20 protein-coding genes are annotated in these 22,835 nt (G+C 56.4%); 10 read left to right on the forward strand and 10 right to left on the reverse strand.

The annotated features are described in order from the left end of the window. Positions 1–8: 8 nt before the first annotated feature. From ybiO to rhtA, 6 genes are all read right to left on the reverse strand, one after another. Positions 9–2,222, reverse strand: a complete 2,214-nt coding sequence (gene ybiO, locus IM294_RS11785; protein WP_126817798.1) for a mechanosensitive channel protein — start codon at positions 2,220–2,222, stop codon at positions 9–11. A gap of 124 nt (positions 2,223–2,346) precedes the next feature. Then, the gene (gene glnQ / locus IM294_RS11790; protein WP_028012446.1) at positions 2,347–3,069 is read right to left on the reverse strand and encodes a glutamine ABC transporter ATP-binding protein GlnQ; all 723 of its coding nucleotides are present in this window, start codon (positions 3,067–3,069) and stop codon (positions 2,347–2,349) included. After that, positions 3,066–3,725 carry a glutamine ABC transporter permease GlnP gene (gene glnP / locus IM294_RS11795; RefSeq protein ID WP_010428919.1) on the reverse strand — a complete coding sequence of 220 codons (660 nt, stop codon included), beginning with the start codon at positions 3,723–3,725 and terminating at the stop codon, positions 3,066–3,068. Before glnP ends, glnQ begins: the two co-directional genes overlap by 4 nt. A 93-nt stretch (positions 3,726–3,818) precedes the next feature. Then, a complete protein-coding gene (gene glnH / locus IM294_RS11800) occupies positions 3,819–4,562 on the reverse strand; it encodes a glutamine ABC transporter substrate-binding protein GlnH (protein ID WP_014831177.1) in 744 nt (247 codons plus the stop codon). A gap of 361 nt (positions 4,563–4,923) precedes the next feature. Next, positions 4,924–5,427, reverse strand: coding sequence for a DNA starvation/stationary phase protection protein Dps (dps, locus tag IM294_RS11805; protein WP_008501171.1), 504 nt, complete (start codon positions 5,425–5,427; stop codon positions 4,924–4,926). A 299-nt stretch (positions 5,428–5,726) separates the two neighbouring features. Continuing rightward, positions 5,727–6,614, reverse strand: coding sequence for a threonine/homoserine exporter RhtA (rhtA, locus tag IM294_RS11810; protein ID WP_041910716.1), 888 nt, complete (start codon positions 6,612–6,614; stop codon positions 5,727–5,729). A gap of 355 nt (positions 6,615–6,969) precedes the next feature. Between rhtA and ompX the strand changes: the two genes are divergently transcribed. Further along, positions 6,970–7,488, forward strand: coding sequence for an outer membrane protein OmpX (ompX, locus tag IM294_RS11815; RefSeq protein ID WP_028012448.1), 519 nt, complete (start codon positions 6,970–6,972; stop codon positions 7,486–7,488). A gap of 117 nt (positions 7,489–7,605) precedes the next feature. Here ompX and IM294_RS11820 read toward each other — a convergent pair whose 3' ends face one another. After that, positions 7,606–9,189: a phosphoethanolamine transferase gene (locus tag IM294_RS11820; protein WP_126817745.1), complete on the reverse strand. Its 1,584-nt coding sequence runs from the start codon at positions 9,187–9,189 to the stop codon at positions 7,606–7,608. 269 nt (positions 9,190–9,458) lie between these two features. Further along, on the reverse strand, positions 9,459–9,587 hold the full coding sequence (mntS, locus tag IM294_RS11825) for a manganase accumulation protein MntS (protein ID WP_014831181.1): 129 nt from the start codon (positions 9,585–9,587) through the stop codon (positions 9,459–9,461). A gap of 183 nt (positions 9,588–9,770) precedes the next feature. Between mntS and mntR the strand changes: the two genes are divergently transcribed. The 6 genes from mntR to IM294_RS11855 all read left to right on the forward strand — a co-directional run bounded on the left by mntR (position 9,771) and on the right by IM294_RS11855 (position 16,782). Beyond that, entirely contained in the window at positions 9,771–10,244 is a 474-nt protein-coding gene (mntR, locus tag IM294_RS11830) for a manganese-binding transcriptional regulator MntR (RefSeq protein ID WP_008501176.1), read from the forward strand. Next, on the forward strand, positions 10,241–11,350 hold the full coding sequence (locus IM294_RS11835; protein WP_028012451.1) for an anion transporter: 1,110 nt from the start codon (positions 10,241–10,243) through the stop codon (positions 11,348–11,350). Before mntR ends, IM294_RS11835 begins: the two co-directional genes overlap by 4 nt. A 101-nt stretch (positions 11,351–11,451) precedes the next feature. Beyond that, positions 11,452–12,546, forward strand: a complete 1,095-nt coding sequence (locus IM294_RS11840) for an HlyD family secretion protein (protein ID WP_041910714.1) — start codon at positions 11,452–11,454, stop codon at positions 12,544–12,546. Next, positions 12,543–14,114, forward strand: coding sequence for a DHA2 family efflux MFS transporter permease subunit (locus IM294_RS11845; protein ID WP_028012453.1), 1,572 nt, complete (start codon positions 12,543–12,545; stop codon positions 14,112–14,114). Before IM294_RS11840 ends, IM294_RS11845 begins: the two co-directional genes overlap by 4 nt. Next, the gene (locus IM294_RS11850; RefSeq protein ID WP_028012454.1) at positions 14,114–15,637 is read left to right on the forward strand and encodes an efflux transporter outer membrane subunit; all 1,524 of its coding nucleotides are present in this window, start codon (positions 14,114–14,116) and stop codon (positions 15,635–15,637) included. The genes IM294_RS11845 and IM294_RS11850 overlap by 1 nt, the downstream gene beginning before the upstream one ends. Before the next feature lie 104 nt (positions 15,638–15,741). Then, positions 15,742–16,782, forward strand: coding sequence for an aldo/keto reductase (locus IM294_RS11855; protein WP_126817743.1), 1,041 nt, complete (start codon positions 15,742–15,744; stop codon positions 16,780–16,782). A 99-nt stretch (positions 16,783–16,881) separates the two neighbouring features. Here the strand turns inward: IM294_RS11855 and IM294_RS11860 are convergent, their stop codons facing one another. Continuing rightward, complete coding sequence (locus IM294_RS11860; RefSeq protein ID WP_080472188.1) at positions 16,882–17,985, reverse strand: succinylglutamate desuccinylase/aspartoacylase family protein; 1,104 nt, start codon at positions 17,983–17,985, stop codon at positions 16,882–16,884. 298 nt (positions 17,986–18,283) lie between these two features. Between IM294_RS11860 and IM294_RS11865 the strand changes: the two genes are divergently transcribed. From IM294_RS11865 to IM294_RS11875, 3 genes are read left to right on the forward strand one after another with little or no spacing between them, the layout of a single operon-like run. After that, positions 18,284–19,660: a glycoside hydrolase family 1 protein gene (locus tag IM294_RS11865; RefSeq protein WP_047368153.1), complete on the forward strand. Its 1,377-nt coding sequence runs from the start codon at positions 18,284–18,286 to the stop codon at positions 19,658–19,660. 51 nt (positions 19,661–19,711) lie between these two features. Beyond that, complete coding sequence (locus IM294_RS11870) at positions 19,712–21,034, forward strand: PTS sugar transporter subunit IIC (protein WP_126817741.1); 1,323 nt, start codon at positions 19,712–19,714, stop codon at positions 21,032–21,034. Between the two features lie 15 nt (positions 21,035–21,049). Next, positions 21,050–21,766, forward strand: a complete 717-nt coding sequence (locus IM294_RS11875) for a GntR family transcriptional regulator (RefSeq protein ID WP_025912880.1) — start codon at positions 21,050–21,052, stop codon at positions 21,764–21,766. A 41-nt stretch (positions 21,767–21,807) separates the two neighbouring features. Here IM294_RS11875 and ldtB read toward each other — a convergent pair whose 3' ends face one another. Next, a complete protein-coding gene (ldtB, locus tag IM294_RS11880) occupies positions 21,808–22,728 on the reverse strand; it encodes a L,D-transpeptidase (RefSeq protein ID WP_008501186.1) in 921 nt (306 codons plus the stop codon). Positions 22,729–22,835: the final 107 nt, after the last annotated feature.

A 22,835-nucleotide genomic window follows, 5' to 3' on the forward strand; every position in this document is an offset into this window, starting at 1 on the left:
CGGCTCGGTTACAGCGTCGGCTCCTGCGGAGGGAGCGGCGAGGCGGGCGGCGACAATACCTGATACGTCTGCACCGGCGTTCGCACGTTCGCCAGATCGAAGTGCTTTTTCACCATGCTGTCGAGGGCAAAGCGCACCGTCCACTGCTTCAGCGGCTGGGTGGTGAACGACACGCGCAGGGTGAACGCCGTGTTGGTCAGCCCAACGATGCCGGCAAACGACGGCTCGCCAATCACCAGCCCGCGAATATCCTCCATTTCCATCAGTTCACTGACCGCATCCCGCAGCGCCTGCTTCGCTTTGTCGGCATCCTCATGACGATCCACATCGTAGTTGGCCACAACGGAGCCAATGCCGCGCACAAAGTTGGCGAAGGTAGTGATCGATGACCAGGGAATGATGTGATATGCCCCGGTATCCTGACGCACGCCTACCGAGCGAATCGACATCCGCTCCACGGTACCGGTCAGCGGCCCGATGGTCACCAGATCCCCTGTGTTCATCCCGTTCTCAAACTGGATAAAGATGCCGGTAATAATATCCTTCACCAGCGTTTGCGAGCCGAAGGAGATCGCCAGCCCCAGCGCGCCGGCGCCTGCCAGCAGCGGGGCGATATTCACGCCGATTTCCGACAGCACAATCATGATGGTGATGGTGCTGATGATCACCGCCAGCGCGTTGCGGAACAGGGTCAACAGCGTGCGCGCGCGGGCGCTGGGGAGCGGTCTGCCGTGAATATCCGATACCAGACGGTTCTCGATAAGGCTCGCCAGCAGCGTCCAGCCGACGGCGGAGAAGAACAGAATCAGCGCGATACGAATTAAAATATCGACGGTCTTCTCGCCTGCACCGTTATGCAGCCAGTTCCAGAAATCAAACAGGCTCCACGCATTCAGCAGCAGCATGATCGCCACGCAGACGGTAAGAATGCGCGCCACCTTAAGCGATACCGACATCCAGCCGTTCACCCGTTTTTGCAGTTCCGGGTAGTTACGCTGGACCTGCGGCGACAGGGTGATGGTTTTCGAGATCCAGCGGGACAACAGCCCTGACACAAACGCCGCGATGCCGATAATCGCCAGGCTTTTAAACGTCGCCCCCATCATAAATTTCAGGCTGTTTCCCGGGTCGAACAGCGAGAAGAAGCACAGCACAATAAAGTACGCGCTTGCCAGCCAGTGCCACACCAGCGCGAAGGCGCGGATAAACAGGCTGAAGAAAGAGAGGGAACGGTCGGCCAGATGCAGCAGACTCTCGGTGATCGTCCTTTTATTGTGAAAGATAAGGTACAGAGACCAGACGGTTATACAGAGCATAATCAGCACGTTCGCCAGCGCGCCAAACTGCACGTTAACCTGGTTGGAGATAATCGGCACGGCAACCAGCAGGCCGTATCCTATCAGCCCGCTGAGCACGCTTAACCGCACGGCCCAGTATTTCGCGCTGTCGTCGTTGATGTTGAAAGGGCGAAGTTCAGGCACGCGCGGGCAAAAGATGACGCGCAGCACCGCTTTAAAAAATTCGATGAGCGCAAACGCATTCAGGAAGAGCGCCTGCTGGAAGGCAATGGTTTTGTTGCCCGTATTGAGGCGATCCGCCAGCACCTGACCGACAAACAGCGTCAGGGCCAGCAGCAGTAAATCGATGATAAACGCCCCGGTAATCATGGCCGGGAGGTGCAGCCAGCTGCTTTTATGCTGATTTTTTTTCCGTCCCCAGTGGCCCATCTTCCGGTAGAGCGGCCAGGCGCACAGGCGCAGCAGCCAGTAAAAAATGAATACGGCACCCGCCAGAATCGCAAACTGCGTGGCGGCTGCGGTGAAGGTGTGGGGGTTAAAAGGTTTATGCGAGGTGCCAACAAGATTTCGATAGAGCTGGGCAAAACGCGACGACAGGGCTTCCCCGTAGCGGCGGCTGATGTCGGTGACATTTTCCAGTACCGTCTTTTCCTCTTCGATCTGCGGTGGCGTAATGGTCGGAACCGGATCCTGAGGCGGCGTGGCGGCCACCTTCCTCAACTGTTCGATCAGCTCCTGCCGGGAGGTGTCATTCTCAAGGACGTCGGCAAGTGCGCTATAGGCCGCTTTTTTTTGTTCTGCATCCGGCTCCGGAGGCGGCGTATTTTGCTGAGTAGCAGTTGCTCCGGTGGTGACGCCGGGGATTGCCACGGCGAGCGATGGCGTACTAAACAGGCTTATCAACAGCAGCAGGATCCACGGCACGGCGTCCTCCGACAAAAATATCGTGCAAAATGATAAGTATAGAGGGCGAGAGGCGGAGGGGAGTTTTTGGGAACAATCTGGCGTAAAAAAGCCGGGCAAGCCCGGCTTGGTATGTAGCGAGGGATCAGGAGACGTGCTGCAGGAACTCCTGCAGACGCTGGCTAGGCGGATTCGCGATCAATTCCTGCGGGTTACCGTCTTCGGCGATGCGGCCTTTATCAATAAAGATCAGGCGGGAAGCCACTTTCTCAGCAAAGCCGATTTCGTGGGTCACGATCACCATCGTCATCCCTTCTTCCGCCAGATCCTGCATGACTTTCAGCACCTCGTGGCGCAGTTCCGGGTCGAGTGCAGACGTCGGCTCATCAAACAGCATCATCTTCGGTTTCACCGCCAGCGCGCGCGCAATCGCCACGCGCTGCTGCTGGCCACCGGAGAGCTCGGAAGGGTAGTGGTGCGCACGCTCCGCCAGGCCAACCTTCGCCAGCAGATCTTTTGCCAGCGCTTCCGCCGCCGCTTTGTTGGCACCGCGCACGCGCAGTGGGCCAAACATCACGTTTTCCAGCGCCGTCAGGTGCGGGAACAGGTAGAACTGCTGGAACACCATGCCCGCTTCCTGACGAATCAGACGCTCGTCCACTTTCGGGTCGTTTACCTTCAGACCGTCAACGATCAGATCGCCGCTGGTGATCTCTTCCAGCTTGTTGATGCAGCGCAGCAGGGTCGATTTACCGGAACCGGAAGGCCCGATAATCACCACCACTTCACCCTGCTTGATATTCAGATCGATATTGTGCAGCACCTGGGTTGGGCCAAAGTGCTTGGAGACGTTTTTAAATTCAATCACAGGATTTTCATCCTTCTTTCAAGACGGCGCAGAACGAAGCTCAGTACCAGCGTAATGATCAGATAAACAACGGCGACCGCACTCCAGATTTCCAGCGCGCGGAAGTTGCCCGCAATAATTTCCTGGCCCTGACGGGTCAGTTCGGCCACGCCGATAACGATGAACAGCGATGTATCTTTAATGCTGATGATCCACTGGTTACCCAGCGGCGGCAGCATGCGGCGCAGCGCCAGCGGGAGAATAACGTGACGGATCGTTTCGCGACGAGAAAGACCTAATGCCAGACCGGCTTCGCTGAAACCTTTATGAATCGACAGCACCGCCCCGCGGGTGATTTCCGCGATGTAGGCGCCCGAGTTGATCATAATGGTCACGACGGCCGCGCTGAACGGATCGATGCGCAGGTCGTTAAAGGCCATTGGCAGGGCGAAGTAGATAAACATGACCTGCACGACAATCGGCGTGCCGCGGATCACTTCGATGAAAACCAGTGCAATGTGGTTTGCAATCCAGCCACCGTAGGTGCGGGCGAAACCGGCGACAAGACCGATAATCAACCCACCTACCAGACCCAGGACCGAAATCCACAGGGTCATTTTAGCGCCTTCAAGCAAGAGTGGAATGGCAGGCCAGATGGCGCTCCAGTCAAACTGCATGATGTATTCCTGTATACCGTGGTGAAAAACGAAAAATGTAGGCCCGGCAAGCGTGAGCGCCGCCGGGCGCTATAAACCTGAATTCAGGTAAAATTATTTAGGCTCAGTACCGAACCATTTTTTATAGATTTCGTTGTAGGTGCCGTTCTCTTTCAGCGTTTTCAGCGCGCCGTTAACTTTGGTGCGCAGATCGTCGCTGCCTTTCGGGAACGCGATACCGTACTGCTGAGCTTCCAGAGAGTCGCCCACGGCTTTGAACTTGCCGTTACCAGCCGTTTTAATGAAGTACAGGATGTTCGGCGTGTCGTGCAGAACAGCGTCAGCACGGTTGGTGCCGAGTTCCATATACGCGTTGTCAATGTTCGGGAACTGGCGCAGGTCTTTGGTTTTGATGTTCGCTTTCGCGTAATCCACGGAACCGGTGCCGCTCTTCACTGCCACCACTTTACCGTCGAGGTCTTTCACGCTTTTTACGTCGTTATTATCCGCTTTGACCATCACCAGCAGGCCGCTTTTGTAGTAGCCGTCAGAGAAGTCGATCGCTTTTTTACGTTCTTCGGTAATGGTGATGCCCGCCAGCGCCAGATCGACGTTTTTGGTTTGCAGCGCCGGGATGATGCCGCTGAAGTCCATCGGCTTCAGGGTGTAGTCCAGTTTGAGTTCTTTGGCGATAGCGGCCCACAGATCAACATCAAAACCAACGTATTTGTCACCCTGTTTGAATTCAAACGGAACGAACGCCGTGTCGGTCGCCACAACCAGTTTGTCGGCAGCCTGAGAGGACACCGCAAAAGCCAGGGTAAGTGCAGCCAGTGAAACTTTTAATACAGACTTCATAGCATTTCCTTTTATATCCACGGGGCGATCCCCTGCGAGAACGACTGGCACAATGAAAAAATCGTGCCAACTTTACAAGCTGTTGTTTTACAAAGGGGATGAAATCATACATTGCACAAAAAGCGTGGCAATGATGTCGTGTTGCACCAGCATGGAGCACCATTTTGGTGCGCTTCGTTTGGGTCAACTGACGGGGAGATATTAAGCGTAAATTCTGACGAAAAAACAATCTTCCATTAACGGTTGTGTGAGGTGATTATTACAATTTATTCACTTTTGCACCGTCTCAGGCAAAAACTGTGCACCATAAATGTGCAAAACCCTCACCAGAGGCGAGGGTTTGACAGGAAAGTCTTATGGATTACTCGATGTTAGATTCGATAAACCACAGGAACTGATCCAGGTCGCGGGATGCGGCGGTGAAGATGTCTGCGGTATCTTCATCCTTGGCTTCGCTAATCGCTTTGCGCACGTCATTGGCCACAATCGCGTAGCGGTCCGCCAGCTCTTTCAGGTGATCCTGAACAGTGTGGATATCCAGCGGGTAGCTTTTCAGCGGCGTTTTGCTGTTGATCACCTGCGTGGTCCCAAGCGCGACACCACCCAGTTGAACGGCACGTTCAGCCATCGTATCGAGGTGTGTCACCAGTGCTGTGCGGAAGCCATCCAGCATTTCATGGACGGCAATAAAGTTTGCACCGCGCATATTCCAGTGGGCCTGTTTGGTGATCAGCGAAAGATCGATGAACTGGATCACCTGGCGATTCAGCAACTCAATGGTCGCTTTTTTGTCGCTATCCGATACATCGTTACGGGTATAAAGCAGATTAGACGCTTTCGTTTTCACCAGTTTAGCGGTACTCATAATCTCATATCCTCTTGATGTTTATGTCCCAGGTAATTACGGAACTAAGTATAGCACCGGATTTTTTCTCTGCGGTCTGGCTGTGCCTATCGGTTTAATAGCAAGAAGGAGGTTGATAATTTAATTTATTGAAATTAATAGATAATTTTAAAATTGATACAGATCAATCTTAATTCGCATTGAGGAGAATGGGTGGGGAAGGATATTTCGGTAATTTGACAAACTATGTAAGAAATTATAACGGATGGCATTCTGGCCTTTATTCTGCATGGCCGTGAAGCCATGCAGAATATATGGCATTAGCCGATGTCGATTTTCTCAACTTTAGGTTCAGGGCGCATGGTGAGCGTTGACCCCATTGACGCCGCGATAATTGAGCAGAGCGCCAGCGTCTGGGTAAACGTCAGCGTTTCGCCCAGGAACACCATCCCGGAGATCGCCGCAAGGGCGGGCTCCATGCTCATCAGGGTGCCAAATATGCGCGTCGGCAGACGCGTCAGGGCAATCATCTCCAGAGAATAGGGGAGGGCCGTTGAAAGAATAGCGACCGCCAGCCCGATGGGCATGACTGACCATTGCCAGATAGACTCCGTGGCCTGCGCCATACCGATCGGCACAAAAACGATAGCCGCAATCACGGAACCCAGGGCGACCGTTGCCGGGCCATGCTCTTCACCCGCTCGCTGCCCGGTGAGTATATAGACAGCCCAGCAGGCTCCTGCTCCCAGCGCCAGCGCTGCGCCCGTGAGATCAATCTCAGAGACATTCTGGCCGAGCGGCAGCAGAAACCATAAGCCCAGAACGGCCAGCACGACCCAGATAAAATCCACCGGACGACGTGACGAGAAAAGCGCGACCGCCAGCGGGCCGGTAAACTCCAGCGCGACGGCAATCCCCAGTGGGATGGTCTGGATGGAGAGGTAGAACATATAGTTCATTGCCCCGAGGGACAAACCATAAAAAAGCAGGGGGAGACGTTGCTCTTTTTTGAAGCGCAGACGCCAGGGTTTGAAGATGACGACCAGTATCGCCGTTCCCAGCACGATACGCAGGGCTGTTACCCCGGGCGCACCCACCAGTGGAAAAAGCGATTTTGCCAGCGAAGCACCGCTTTGGATGGACAACATGGCAATAAGTATGACGGCTACCGGCAACCAGACCGACGACGTGCGGGATAACCCAGGCATCCTTTCTCCTGTCAGCTAATGTCAAGTGGAGTAAAGGTTGCAGTGTAAAGGAAATATACAGCTACGGTTGAGACTAGGTTGAAAAAAAAGACCCGTGAAATCCGTAAAATGGTTAAGCGCTGGTGGATTTATCACCTGAAAGATTAGGAATAATCTGGATGAATGTAACGGCGCAGACGCGCAATATGGGCGTTTAGTAGGAAAAATCGCATGTGATTTGAAAGAGTTAGCTGAGGTTGGAAACGTTCTGTTACAGGAAAGGCCTCATTAGACATCACGAATCACAAAGAGTTTCGCAAAATTTTTTGATATATTTAAAACTTACGGACTTACTTGAAGCACATTTGAGGTGGTTATGAAAAAAATTGCATGTCTTTCAGCACTGGCCGCTGTACTGGCTGTTTCCGCAGGTACCGCTGTAGCTGCTACTTCTACTGTAACTGGTGGTTACGCTCAGAGCGATATGCAGGGCGTGATGAACAAAACCAACGGTTTCAACCTGAAGTATCGTTACGAGCAGGATAACAACCCGCTGGGCGTGATCGGTTCTTTCACCTACACCGAGAAAGATCGTACTGAAAACGGCGCATACAACAAAGGCCAGTACTACGGTATCACTGCTGGTCCAGCTTACCGTCTGAACGACTGGGCGAGCATCTACGGTGTTGTAGGTGTTGGCTACGGTAAATTCCAGCAGACCGAAAACCAGGGTCTGAACCGCACTGCAAGCAACAGCGACTACGGCTTCTCCTATGGCGCAGGCCTGCAGTTCAACCCAATCCAGGACGTGGCTCTGGACTTCTCCTATGAGCAGAGCCGTATCCGCAACGTTGACGTTGGCACCTGGATCGCGGGCGTAGGTTACCGCTTCTAATCACTTCGGTGAGCTAATAAAAAATCCGCCCAATGTGGCGGATTTTTTTTAGCTTTTTCCCTCTCCTTGTGGGAGAGGGTCAGGGTGAGGGCATCAGACCGCACGAGATCGCACAGCTTACTTACTCTTAATATCAAAAATATCGGTACCCAGATGGTTATAGTCAACTTTCTGTAACTTGAAGTTGGTAACGTACACTGGGGGTGCTTTCTTGTTGGAGATAAACGGGTAATCATTTTTTATCTCTTTGGCCTTAATCCCCGTCCACTGCGAGAAGAACTGCAGGAAATCATTCGCCGAGCGCCGCGCTTTGATAATGCGATGCGTTTTATCATCGCTCGACAGCACCATAAACGGCACCTGGAAATTCTGCTGGAACTGGTCGTCGTGCGCCAGATACTGCACTTCTTTGCCACGCTCTTTAAACGCCAGCCCGTGATCAGAGAAATAGACCACAGAGAAGCTTTCGCCCGTATTGCGCAGCTGATCGTAAAGCTTGCTGAGCAGCTCGTCGGTTTGCGTCATGGTATAGAGATAGCAAGAGGTCTCTTTCGACTGCACAAACTCCGCGTATTTACCGCCAGTGCGATCGCAGGCCTGCGGGTGCGATCCCATCAGATGCAGAACAATCAGCTGCGGCTGGGTGCGCGGGGTAGCAAAGACCTGCGCCGTCATCTTCAGCAGCGCCTCGTCTTTGGTGTTTTTGTCGGCTTCAAAATCGCCGCTCTTCAGGAACTGCACTTCGTCAGCACGCTTAGCAATACTGGCGATGGCGGTGTCGTATTCGCCAATTTGCCCCTGATTGGAGAACCACCAGGTCTGAAAACCGGCGCGGTTGGCCAGCGTGACGAAATTATCCTGAAACTGAGGTTTGCCATCCACCACGCGGTTCAGCGTCAGGCCGAGCGATTTCTGCGTCGAGCCGCTGGCCGCCACATAATCGGTAAACAGGGTGCCGTTGACAGAGCTGGCAAACGGTGTGTTATTCCAGTGCCCGCCGAATGCGCCCAGCGCGTCGCGACGTGCGCTCTCGCCAATCACCACCACATAGGTATGGTACTTCGGCTTAACCGCCAGCACGTTCCAGGTGTCTTTCATATTGGAAAGTTCAGCCATGCGCGCCTGCTCGTCGAGAACCTCTTTATTGTTCACGACGACGTCTTTAACGAAACGGAACACCGGATAGCCCGTATCTTTCAGCTTGAACACGCCGCCCCAGGCCAGGTTTTGCACCGGCGCAACGAAAAACGTCCCCACGCTAAACGCCAGGCACAGAGACTCCATTTTTCCCCATGATCTCTTCGCGTCTGCTTTGCGACGAACCGCGATGACGCCAAGCGCAAAGATAAAGAGGCCGACGACGTAGCTGTACCAGGGGAAGATCGTCAGGATCTCTGTCGACTCTTCCATATTGGTGGAGTGCAGCGCCAGCAGGGTGTTGAAGTTTGGCGCGCCGTAGGCCTGGCCAAACGGGAAATACATCGCAGCAATCAGCGAACAGACCCCTACCAACGCTTTCTGCACGCGCGGGGCCGCTCGCCACAGCACATGCAGGATGCAGGTGAAAGCCACTGCATAAAGCAGGCTGAAGGGATAGCCGAGCGCAAAGTTAATCAGCAGCGACTGCAAAAAGTAAAATCCCGTCCACGGGCTTAAGGCCCGGCTGCGGGTAACGATGGTATCTATCAGGGTTACATTCATAGGTCACTATCACAAAAACGCCATGTGCTCACCCTGGCGCCAAGGGTCAAAGCCTGCCGGACAGTGCGTGGAAAGGGAATGAGAGGTCCGCTTCAGCGAGCCGCAAATTGTGCAGGGCTGCAAGAAGATAGTGCGAGCGTGAATTAAGGTCAACAGTTGCTAAACAGATGTTTTGCGAAGGGGGCTGCAAATCCGCAAAAATTATCGGGAATTGGTCAGTTTACAGCGGAAGTGTGACAGAAAAATGAAGCGGCGTACCGCAACGCCGCTTAGTGGGAAGGTTTGTCGTCCTGATGCGGTTTGTTGTTAAACATATCGCACAGCATGTTCAACAGCATTAAGCGCACTTTAAAAGGAGAGTGGGTAAACACGGTCATGCACCTCTTGAATTCGTTCATGAGACCTCCTGATGTTTGATCCCTTCGATCCGTGAAGGGTGACTGCATTACATACAGATATAGCACAGGCTATATTGTATAGCTATGGCTATTTCGTTAATTTTTTGTGCTTGTGGAGGGATGGTTTACAATGTGCGCTCTCGATACCGGGCGCTGGAAGCGTCACCCCAATGAGGAAGTACAATGAACCGTCGCGCAGGTAAGCCAACCATTAAAAAAACGACGCAACTGGTGAATGTTGAAGAACATGTCGAAGGTTTTCGCCAGGTCCGTGAAGCGCACCGGCGTGAACTGATTGATGATTATGTTGAACTGATTTCCGATCTGATCCGCGAGGTTGGGGAAGCGCGTCAGGTCGATATGGCCGCCAGGCTGGGGGTTTCGCAGCCAACGGTCGCTAAAATGTTAAAACGTCTGGCCTCGGTAGGCCTGATCGAAATGATCCCCTGGCGCGGCGTGTTTCTGACGCCGGAAGGGGAGAAGCTTGCGCAGGAGAGCCGCGAGCGCCATCAGCTTGTCGAGAACTTTTTGCTGGTGCTGGGCGTCAGCCCGGAAATTGCCCGTCGGGATGCGGAAGGAATGGAGCACCACGTTAGCGAAGAGACGCTGGTGAAGTTTCGCGAATTTACCCTTAAATATGGTCCCTCTGCTGAATGAAAATCCCTGGACTGCAGGCCCTCTCACGCGATCGTTTCTTCCATCTCTTATTAATCATTGGCGCCGGGTTAAGCCTGTTTGTGCCGTTTGCGCCACAGGCCTGGTCTGCGGCGATTGACTGGCGCACCATCATTACCCTGAGTGGGTTAATGATGCTGACCAAAGGGGTCGAGCTGAGCGGCTATTTTGACGTCCTGGGGCGTAAAATGGTGCGCCGTTTTGCCACCGAGCGCAGGCTGGCCCTGTTTATGGTGTTCTCCGCCGCGGTGCTGTCGACGTTTCTGACCAACGATGTGGCGCTGTTTATCATCGTGCCCCTCACGCTCACCCTGCGTAAGCTTTGCGAGATCCCGGTCAGCAGACTGATCATCTTTGAAGCGCTCGCCGTTAACGCCGGTTCTCTGTTGACGCCCATCGGCAACCCGCAAAATATTCTTCTCTGGGGACGTTCCGGTCTGTCATTCGCCGCCTTTACCTGGCAGATGGCGCCTCTGGCGCTGGTGATGATGCTGTCGCTGCTGGCGGTCTGCTGGTTCGCGTTTCCGGATAAAAAGCTGCAATACCATAGCGGGACCACGGGCCCGCAGTGGCAGCCGCGGCTGGTCTGGAGCTGCCTCGGGCTGTATATCGTCTTTCTGTTCGCCCTGGAGCTGAGGTATGAGCTGGCTGGCGTCCTGCTCGTCGCCGCGGGCTTTGTCGTGCTGGCGCGGCGCGTGCTGGTGAGCGTGGACTGGACGCTGCTGCTGGTCTTTATGGCGATGTTCATCGACGTGCATCTGCTTATTCAGCTTCCGGTGCTGCAAAACGTTCTGCACAGCGTCAGCACGCTGTCGCAGCCGGGGCTGTGGCTGACGGCGATTGGCCTGTCGCAGTTTATCAGCAACGTGCCTGCCACCATTCTGCTGCTCAACTACGTTCCGCCGGACACGCTGCTGGCCTGGGCGGTGAACATCGGTGGGTTTGGGCTGCTGCCCGGCTCCCTGGCAAACCTGATCGCCCTGCGCATGGCCAACGACCGTCGCATCTGGTGGCGCTTCCACCTCTGGTCGATCCCGATGCTGCTCTGGGCTGCGGCGATCGGTTTCGGACTATTCCTTCTCATATAGTGCGCAATTTGTCAGTTTTTCCTGGCAAATGTATAGCAACGTCCTAGCTTTAGTGAACGGCATAGTGTGATGCCGCTCACTGACAGGACCGTTGCTGAATTATGGCAGAAGAACAAAATCCACCTGCTGACGAGCAGGATAAAAACAATAACGAGCGTAAACGCCCGGGCAAAAAACCGTTAATTATCCTTGGCATCGTGGTCATCGTGATGGTGATCGTGGCGCTGGTCTGGTGGTTTTTAACCCGCAACGAAGAGACCACCGACGACGCCTTTACCGACGGCGACGTGGTGACCATTGCCCCCAAAACGGCGGGCTACGTTACCGAGCTTCGCGTGCGGGATAACCAGCGCGTGAAGAAAGGGGATGTGCTGGTGGTGATCGATCCGCGTGATACCACCGCCCAGCGCGATCAGGCTCAGGCTCAGCTTGGGCTGGCTATCGCGCAGCTGCATCAGGCCCAGGCGCAGCTGGCGCTCTCAAAAGTGCAGTATCCCGCCCAGCGTGACGAAGCCAAAGCGCAGGTGCTGAAAGCGCAGGCCGATCTGGCGAACGCGCAGGCGGAATACCGCCGCCAGCGCGGCGTCGACCCGCGCGCGACCACCCAGCAAAGTATTGATTCTGCTAACGCTCAGCTGCGCAGCGCCCAGGCTGGCCTTGCCAGCGCACAGGCGCAGCTGGAAGTGGCGGAGCAGGTACAGCTGCAAATCCGCCAGCAGGAGACCAACGTCGAAGCCCGCGAGCGTCAGGTCGAACAGGCCAAAGCGCAGCTGGAAACCGCGAATCTGAACCTCTCTTACACCGAAGTCCGCGCCCCGTTCGACGGCTTTGTCACCAAACGCAACGTGCAGCCCGGCACGCTGGTTCAGGCGGGCACCGCGCTGTTCTCGCTGGTCTCCCCGAACGTGTGGGTGGTGGCGAACTTTAAAGAGTCCCAGCTTGAGCGCATGAAGCCCGGCGATAAGGTTAGCGTCTCCGTGGATGCCTGGCCTGATATGGAGCTTGAAGGCCATATCGACAGCATCCAGCAGGGCAGCGGCTCGCGCTTCTCCGCCTTCCCGTCGGAAAACGCCACCGGTAACTTCGTGAAGATTGTTCAGCGCGTACCGGTAAAAATCGTCATTGATAAAGGTCTGGATCCGAACAAGCCGCTGCCGCTGGGGCTGTCGGTTGAACCGAAGGTCACCGTGGAATGACGGATCATAGCCACGATAACTGGAAGCCCGCCAGTAACCCGTGGGCGGTGGCGATTGTCGTCACCCTGGCGGTGTTCATGGAAATTCTGGACACCACCATCGTCAACGTCGCGCTGCCGCACGTGGCGGGGTCGCTCTCGGCCAGCTACGACGAATCCACCTGGGTACTGACAAGCTACCTGGTGGCGAACGGCATCGTGCTGCCCATCTCGGCGTTCCTGAGCCGGCTGTTTGGCCGCAAGCAGTTCTTCCTCATTTGCATCGTGATGTTCACCATCTGCTCGTTTCTGTGCGGCATCGCCACCGAGCTGTGGCAAATCATCCTGTTCCGCGTGATGCAGGGCTTCTTTGGCGGCGGGTTGCAGCCCACCCAGCAGTCGGTGCTGCTTGACTACTTCAAGCCGGAGGACAGGGGCAAAGCGTTTGGGCTTTCCTCCATTGCGATTATCGTCGCGCCGGTGCTCGGCCCGACGCTGGGGGGCTGGATCACCGACAACTACTCCTGGCGCTGGGTGTTCTTTATCAACATCCCGGTGGGGATTGTGACGGTGCTGGCGATCTACCAGCTGCTGGAAGATCCGCCGTGGGAGAGCAAATCAAAAGAGAAGCTGACCATCGACTGGACGGGGATCGGCCTGATCGCCCTCGGTCTGGGTTGTTTGCAGGTGATGCTCGACCGGGGCGAGGATGACGACTGGTTCTACTCGAACTTTATCCGCACCTTCGCGGTGCTGACGCTGGTCGGCATTATCGGCGCAATCTACTGGCTGATGTATGCCAAAAAGCCGGTGGTGGATCTGCACTGCATGAAGGACCGCAACTTCGCGATCTCCAGCCTGCTGATGGCGGGGATGGCGATGATCCTCTACGGCAGCTCGGTGGTGATCCCGCAGCTGGCGCAGCAGGATCTGGGCTATACCGCCACCTGGTCCGGGCTGGTGCTTTCGCCCGGCGCGGTGCTGATCGTGCTGACCATCCCGCTGGTACTGAAGCTGATGCCGGTGGTGCAGACGCGCTGGATCATCGCCTTTGGCTTTACCTGCCTGGCGGTGTCGTTCTTCTGGTCGCGCACGCTGACGCCGGATATTGACTTCGAAACCCTGGTGCTGTTCCGCAGCGCCCAGTCGATTGGTCTGGGGTTCCTGTTTGTGCCGCTCACCACCATCGCCTTCATCTCGATACCGAGACGGCTCAACGCCGATGCGGCGGCGCTGTTTACCATGTTCCGCAACGTGGCGGGGTCCATCGGGATTTCGCTCTCGACGGCGGCCATCACCGAGCGCGCGCAGGCGCACAGCGCACACCTTGCCTACCACGCCTCGCCGTTTAACGAGCAGTTCCAGCTGGCGATTCGCGAAAGCGCCCAGGCGATTCAGAACTTCACCACCCAGGTGGGCGATCCGACCGGGATTGCCACCGGGCGGATGTACCAGACGATGATCGAGCAGTCCCGCTTCCTGGCCTACATCGACGTCTTCACCATTCTGAGCGCCGTGGCCTTGCTATTGATTCCGTTTTGTTTGTTGCTCTCGCCGGTTAAGAGCGAGGGGAGTGCAGGAGCACACTGATGATACACAGACGTTTACACCCCCTGATGATAATGATGCTGCTGGTGGGCTGCGCCGTCGGGCCGGACTACCAGCAGCCTGCGCCACCCGCCGTTACGCACTGGAACGATAAGGGCGACAGCGCGGTAAAATCGCAAACCACCTCCGCCGCGACCAATCCGCGCTGGTGGAAAACCTTCGGCTCGCCGCAGCTCGACAGTCTGGTTGAACGCGCCATCGCCGGTAACCTGACGCTGCAGCAAACGGTACTGCGCATTGCCGGGGCGCGTGAACAGATTAACCAGGCGGGCGGTGCATTTTTCCCGTCGGTTAACGGCAATCTGCAGGCGACGCGCCAGCAGCTCGGGCTGGAAGGGGAGCTAAAATCCCACGGCGTGTACGACCAGCTGGATAATGTCGACCCTGAACTCAGAGGCGCGCTGGGGCCGCTGACGCAGCCGATTAACCTTTATCAGGGCAGCTTCGACGCCCAGTGGGAAATCGACCTTTGGGGCAAGGTGCGCCGTCAGGTGGAAGCCGCCGAGGCGCAGCAGAAGGCCGCCATCGAACAGCGTAACGATGCGCTGGTGTCGCTGGAAGCGGAAGTGGCGCGCGCGTGGCTTCAGTTGCGCGGGGCGCAGAGCATTATCGCTACCCTGAACACCCAGATTAAAAGCGCGCAGCAGACGCTGGACCTGACCGAAAGCCGCCAGCGCGGCGGGCTGTCACCGCAGATGGACGTGGAAAACGCCCGGGCGCAGCTGGGCAATCTTGAAGCCCAGCTGCCGCAGTATCAGGCCCAGGAACGCCAGGCGATGAACGGGCTGGCTATTCTGCTCGGCAAGCCGCCGGGGGCGCTGGATAGCGAGCTGCAATCCGCACAGCCAATGCCCGCGCTGCCGGATATCGTGCAGACTGGTATACCGTCCACGCTGGCGCGCCGCCGTCCGGACGTGCGCGAAGCGGAGGCCAACCTTCATGCCGCCACGGCGCAGATTGGCGTCTCGGTGGCCGAGCTGTTCCCGAGTTTTACCCTCTCCGGACAGTTTGGCCTGCGCAACAGCGAATCCGGCTGGCTGACCGACTGGAGCAGCCACTTCTACAGCTTCGGCCCGCAGGTTTCCATTCCGATTTTCCAGGGCGGTCGGCTGGTCTCCAGCGTCAAGGTGGCGCGCGCGCAGCAGGGCGCTGCGGTACTGGACTATCGCCAGACGGTGCTGACCGCGCTCGGCGATGTCGAAAATGCCCTGGTGAGCTATCGCACCGACCAGCAGCGTGAGGCGGGCCTGGCGAAAACCATTGATGCCCTGCAAAACGCCTTTGATTTAGCCAGCGACAGCTACCGCCAGGGGATCGCCAGCTTTATCGACGTGCTGGACGCCCAGCGGCAGCTGGCGCAGGCCGAGCAGCAGCGGGCGCAGGCGCAGGTCCAGAGCGCCCTCGATCTGGTGGCGCTCTACAAGGCGCTCGGCGGCGGCTGGGAGCCGTATCAGCAGGTGCAGCTGCCGGACTACAGTGTCTTTGGCGACGCCCCGCGCGGATAAATATTCAGAGGATTGGGCAAGAAACGGACAGGAACGCCACATTCGCGATGGCTGAGGGGCGGGTATAACTATCGGGTACCCAATCGACATGCGAGGATTATCTTATGCGTTATCAAAAACTGGGCAACACCGGACTGTTCGTTTCTGAACTGTGCCTCGGCACCATGACCTTCGGCGGAGAAGGCGGCATGTGGGGCAAGATTGGTCAGCTCCAGCAGAGCGAAGCAGAACAGCTGGTGGGCCGCGCGCTGGATGCCGGGATCAACTTTATCGATACCGCCGACGTTTACTCGGAAGGGCGCTCGGAGGCGATCCTCGGCCAGGCGCTGAAAAACCTCAACGTCCCGCGCGAGAACGTGGTGGTTGCGACTAAAGTATTTGGCGAAACCGGGACGGCAGGAGTGAACTCGCGCGGCAGCTCGCGCTATCACATCATCAGCAGCGTGAAGGAGAGCCTGCGCCGCCTGCAGCTGGATCATATCGATCTCTATCAGCTTCACGGTTTCGATCCGGCCACGCCGATTGAGGAGACGCTGTATGCGCTGGATAACCTGGTGCAGCACGGCCACGTGCGCTACATCGGCGTCTCGAACTGGGCGGCGTGGCAGATAGCCAAAGCGCTGGGCATTTCCGAGCGACTCGGGCTGGCGCGTTTTGCGTCATTGCAGGCGTACTACACTATTGCCGGACGCGATCTTGAGCGCGAGCTGGTGCCGATGATGCAGAGCGAAGGCGTCGGGCTGATGGTCTGGAGCCCGCTGGCGGGCGGCCTGCTGAGCGGAAAATATGGTCGCGACGGGCAGAGCGAAGCCGGTAGCCGCCGTCTGGCGTTCGACTTCCCGCCGGTGGACAAAGATCGCGCCTTTGACTGCGTGGACGTGATGCGCGTGATTGCCGAAAGTAAGGGCGTCTCCGTCGCACAAATCGCGCTGGCGTGGCTGCTGCACCAGAAGGCGGTGACCAGCGTCATCATTGGCGCGAAGCGCGTTGAACAGCTGGACGACAACATTGCCGCCACCGGGATCCGCTTAAGCGAAGACGAGCTTAAACAGCTGGATGCCGTCAGCGCGCTGCCGCGTGAATATCCGGGCTGGATGCTGGAGCGTCAGGGGGAGTATCGTCGCAATCAGCTTGCGCAACAATAACGCTCCTCATCCCCGGCGGCGCTTCGCCTGCCGGGGATGATATCGAAGAAAATGACGATAAGCTGCTTTTGCCGATTCAACGATGGGCTGTGGCGGTAATCAGCAGCCGTCTTTGCAGGTTGCGGCTGGGTTTTGCTCAAGGACTCTTACCAGCAGGGCTCGGGGTTCTCTGACCACATCTGTTCCAATTGCCAGTACTTTGCCGTCCCGTTCCGCTGAATACTTCGCGACAACATCACCGAAAGCATTTCGCTGCAGGGCGACCTCTTGTCCTGCTTTTACCGTGTCGCCGGGTTTAACGAAAACTTCCGCAAACCCACCCGTAGTTGCTCGTATGGAACTGATCGCATTACCAATATACGTTTTATTGCTGCTGGCGGTTGCGCCGATTTTGCCTTCAATCACCTTGTAATGGATCAGTACATTGAGGGCACCCTCTACACCCCGGGCAATCATATCCTGCTGGTAAATCCTCGGCTCTCCCGTCTCGGCCGTTATCGCCGGGATACCATTTTGAATAAAGGTGGTTTCCATTGACCCAGCTTCGCCGGGGTCTTTCTTAATTTGATCTGCCGGAAAAAGTTCCGCAATTGTCCGGGCATCCGCATTGCGGTAGTCGGCATAAATGAACAGCGGATAAGCCGTTCCGGTAGACTGGGTGTGATAGTCAATCGCCAGGTCGACATTCCCCTTGTAAACCTTGTTCCACATCATCCATGCCTGACGCTCAGCAGGGTTACCCGTTTCTTTTCCTGGATGGACGCGGTTGTAGTCGATCGTTTCACCCCCATCGGTTGAAACAGACCATGTCCGGGAGACTCTTTCAAGGCCAGAACGGTTTGGGCCAATGATGCCAATAACGCTGCCGTTCATTTTTTCGGGGTCCAGTTGTTCCATCACTTTTTGTACGATGCGCACGCCGTTTAGCTCATCCCCGTGGACGCCCGCCTGCAAAAGGACTTTCTTCCCGTCCGTTTTCCCTTTGGCCACCATTATGGGGACATACCAGCGCTGTCCCGTTCCTGTCTCAACCCCCTCGAACATGAAGCGATGTTGTCCGGCTGGCAGGTCTGATACATCCAGCGTAGAGATAACCGGCACTCCCTGCACTTTATCACCCGTATACACCGTTGCCGCGTGAGTCATTGAGCCGGGCAACGCTAAGCTGAGAGCGAATGCGATACGGCGAGTAGATATCTTCATGAGCGTCATTTTCCATTTGATAGGGTTGAGATTTTTATGTTCCGGCCTGAGCCGTGGTTGGTGCGCATTAAGTTAATAATGATTTTATGAGGCCAGCCAGCGGCACGAGCAGGAAATGTGATTCTGCATAGGCTAATGCTCAGGCCTAAATAACAGGATTTCGTTATCCATTTTTCCTGCTCAGCGCTTCTTTCCGACATTCCTCACAAAAAACGATCCTCCCCTTTGATCGAAATTTCATCTTCGCCTATATGACTAGTCATGAGATTTTAAATGACTAGTCATATAGGGAGAGAGCATGAACAATTCACTGCCGGCCAACTTTTTATGGGGCAACTCGGTGTCCAGCATGCAGACGGAAGGGGCCTGGAACGAGGGTGGGAAGGGGATGTCGGTGTACGACATTCGTGAAGCCGGAGAAAACGTCTCCGACTGGAAGGTGGCAACCGACTCCTACCACCGCTACCGGGAAGATTTCGACCTGATGCAGGATCTGGGCATGAACTGCTACCGCTTCCAGATCTCCTGGAGCCGCGTCTGCCCGCAGGGCGACGGCGCGTTCAACGACGAGGGCATCGCCTTTTACGACCGCTTTATTGACGATCTCATCGCCCGCGGCATCGAGCCGATGGTCTGCCTCTACCACTTCGACATGCCGCTGGCGCTGGCGCAGGAGTACAACGGCTTCAACGATCGCCGCGTGGTGGCGGCTTTTATCCGCTACGGCAAAAAGATGATCGACTGCTTCGGCGACCGGGTAAAGTACTGGCTGACCTTTAACGAGCAGAACATCTTCCATATGCCGGAAGCGTTCCGCATTTCCGGCTATATGAAAGGCGAGAAAACCCTGCGCGAGCTGTATGAGCTTCAGCACCATGCGATGGTGGCGCATATGTCGCTGACCGAATACCTGCACCAGACTAAGCCAGGCCAGCTAATGGGCGGCATGCTGGCGCACCAGCTGATCTATCCGGCCACCTGCAAGCCGCGCGATATCTTCTGCGCCCAGCAGTATGACGAATTCCTCAACCAGAACCTGCTGCGCGTCTTTGCCGGCCAGGGCTACAGCCCGGCGGTGATGGCGGTGGTAGAGCAGGAGGGCTTCGGTGATATCTATCGCGCCGACGATCTCGCTCTGTTTGCCCGCACGAAAAACGACTTTATGGCCTTCAGCTACTACGCCAGCAAAACGCTGGACAGCGATGCGATCCCGGAAGGCACGCCGGTCAACTATTACCTGCTGCACGGTGAGAAAAATAACCCCTACCTGAAAGCCACCGAGTGGAACTGGCAGATCGACCCACTCGGTTTTCGCACCATCATCACGCGTTATGCCAACGACTGGCGCATGCCGGTCTTCCCGATTGAAAACGGTATTGGGGTGATTGAGTCCTGGGACGGGGTTAACCCGATTGAGGATACCTACCGCATCGACTACCACCGGGCGCATATCGAGGCCATGAAGGAAGCCATGTTCGAGGATGGCGCAGAGGTCATTGGCTATCTCGGCTGGGGGTTAATTGACATTCTCAGCTCGCAGGGGGACATGCGTAAGCGCTACGGCGTGGTCTACGTCAACCGCGAGAATCATGACCTGAAAGACCTTAAGCGCGTGCCGAAGAAGAGCTACGCGTGGTTAAAACAGGTTATCCATACCAACGGACGCGAGATGTAAGCCGTACGCTGCCGGGCCGTTTTTGTGACTGATTGATGGGAACACTCCGCTATGTCTGAAGCAAAAATAACACCGCACATGCAGTCTTTTGTCGACAAATTTGTTGAGTTCTCGGCGCGCCTGGCAAACCAGGTGCACCTGCGCTCCCTGCGCGACGCCTTCGCCACGGTGATGCCGATTTTCATCCTCGCCGGTCTGGCGGTGCTGGTGAACAACGTGGTGTTCCCGTGGATTTTTGAGGGCGACACGCTCACACAGTTTAAGGTCTGGGGCGAGGCGATTATTAACGGCACGCTGAACATCGCCGCGCTGCTGTTGGCGCCGATGATTGCCTGGTCGCTGGCGCGCAACAAAGATTTCGACAATCCGGTCTCGGCAGTGGTTATCGCCGTCAGCAGCTTTATCATCATGATGCCGATGCGCTTACAGGTTACGCCCGTTGGCAGCGACGCTGCGGTGAACGTCACGCAGGTGCTGACCTTCGCCAATATCGGCTCCACCGGGATTTTTGCCGGGGTGCTGATTGGCCTGCTCTCCACCGAGCTGTTCATCGCCATTTCGCGGCTGAAGGCGCTGCACATTTCGCTCGGGGAAAACGTGCCCCCGGCGGTGAGCAAATCCTTTACCGCGCTGATCCCGACGATCCTCACGCTCTCCCTGTTCGCCGTGCTGGCGGCGCTGCTGGCAAACGTGCTCCATACGGATCTGATCCATCTCATTACGACCTTTATCCAGCAGCCGCTGCGGCTGATCAACACCAGCCTGCCGGGGACGATTTTCATCTACAGCTTCGGCAACTTCCTGTTCACGCTCGGCATTCATCAGTCGGTGGTCAACAGCGTGGTGCTGGAGCCGTTTTTGCTGATTAACACCAACGAGAACATGCTGGCCTTCGCCAACGGACAGCCGATCCCGCACATCATCAACAACATCTTTGTGCCGACGTTTGGCATGGTGGGCGGTACGGGCAGCACGATCTCGCTGCTGATCGCCATCTTTATCTTCTCGCGGCAACAATCGGCGAAGCAGGTGGCGCGTCTGTCGCTGGCACCTGGCTTATTCAACATCAACGAGCCGGTGATTTTCGGCCTGCCGATCGTCTTTAACCTGCCGCTGATGATCCCGTTTGTGCTGCTGCCCGCCATCGGCATTTACTTCGCCTGGCTCTGCACCACGCTGGGGTTAATGTCGCGCTGCGTGGTGATGATCCCGTGGACCACGCCGCCGATCCTGAGCGCCTGGCTGGCGACGGCGGGGGACTGGCGCGCCGTGGTGGTCCAGTTGGCAATCATCGTATTTGGTGTATTCTTCTACCTGCCTTTCCTCAAAATTGCCGAGCGAGTGGCCTTGAAAAACAGCGGGATAGAAAACTAACAGAAAGGAAGGACGATGGCGGCGAAGTACATCACCATAGCGCGGGAAATTAAGAAACGCATTATCAGCCAGCAGTACGCCGCCAACGAACCCCTGCCGGACCAGTTTGCACTGGCGGCGGAGTTCAGTACCAGCCGGATGACTATTCAGCAGGCGATGCGCCAGCTGATCGTCGAAGGGCTGGTCTACACCCGCCAGGGGCAGGGGACGTTCATCCGCAAAAACTTCCTCCAGCTCTCGCAGTGGGATCTCTCCGGCAGCGACTACTTTGGCGCGACCAAAACCTGGGCGCATCTGGGTACGGTCACGAGCCAGGTGGTGCATTTCGAACTGCGCTTCCCGAACGAAAAAGAGCAGGCGTCGCTGATGATTAACGCCGATGCGCCGATCTACGACTTCATTCGCCTGCGTTTACTGAACGGCGAACCCATGTCGCTGGATTCCACGGTGATGCCGATGAATCTGGTGCCGGGCCTGACGAAAAACCACCTTGAAGGTTCGGTGTTTCAGTACGTTCAGGAAACCCTGGGGCTGAAAATTATGGGGTCATACCGGGTCGTGCGGGCGTTAAAGCCCAGCGCGCTGGACAGAGAGCATCTGGTCTGTGAGGAAACCGATCCGGTGCTGGAGGTGGAGCAGGTCATTTATCTGGAAGATGGCACGCCGCTGGAGTATGCCCACTGCCACTATCGCTACGACCACGGCGGGATTGTGATTGTGAATAACGGATAAAAAAAAGCGGGCCTCGAGGCCCGCTTTTTTGATGCGCGTGATTAGTTCAGACGCACCGGCATACCGGAACGGTTCTGAATCGCCTGGTCGACGATGGTGGTTTCCACGTCTGGCTGAGAGGTCACTGACTGCACCGCGCTGTTCAGCGTAATCGGCACGATCTCGTTGTTGTTGATCTGGTCTTCGCTGGTGGACAGCGGGTTGTGCACTTCGATGTAGCGGCTGCCGTCTGGCTCAGACGTCGCTTTCACCGGTTCGTTGATGAACTGCACGCGCGTACCGACCGGCACGTTTTCGAACAGGAACTTGATGTCGTCGTTACGCAGGCGTACGCAGCCGTGGCTCACGCGCAGGCCGATACCGAAGTTGGCGTTGGTGCCGTGGATGGCGTACAGACGACCAATGTACAGCGCGTACAGGCCCATCGGGTTATCCGGGCCGGCTGGCACAACGGCGGGCAGCGGTTCGCCCGCAGCGATGTATTCCGCGTGCATTTTGGCAGTTGGGGTCCAGGTTGGGCCCGCTTTCTTACGCTCTACTTTGGTGGTCCAGTTCAGCGGGGTGTCTTTGCCCAGCTGGCCGATACCGATTGGCAGCACGATAACGGTGTTGGTGCCTTTCGGGTAGTAATACAGGCGCATTTCGGCGCTGTTAATCACGATGCCTTCATGAACGGTATCCGGCAGGATCAGCTGCTGAGGAATATTCAGCACGGTACCTGCTTTTGGCAGATACGGGTCAACGCCCGGGTTCGCTTCCAGCATGTTGGACAGGCCCAGCTGGTACTGCGCGGCGAAATACTCCAGCGGCTGAGAGTTACCCTCAGGCACCGTCACCACCTGGTTTTGACCCACCAGACGGCTTCCGTCTGTCGGCAGGGGATACGTCACCGCAGACGCGGTCTTACAAAAACCTACTACGGCTAACGCCGCCGCAAAAAGCGTTGTTAATTTCATGTTCATGTTGTGCGAGGTATCTAAGCCATTCAGGCGATGAGTTGATAAGTCTGAATCTGTGATGGGAGCGCATTATATGTGCATTCCCGCTAACAGGGAATTCAGATGTGTAC

Origin of the sequence: Enterobacter cloacae complex sp. P43RS (genome assembly GCF_014930585.1) — a bacterium.
GTDB classification, from domain to species: domain Bacteria; phylum Pseudomonadota; class Gammaproteobacteria; order Enterobacterales; family Enterobacteriaceae; genus Enterobacter; species Enterobacter bugandensis.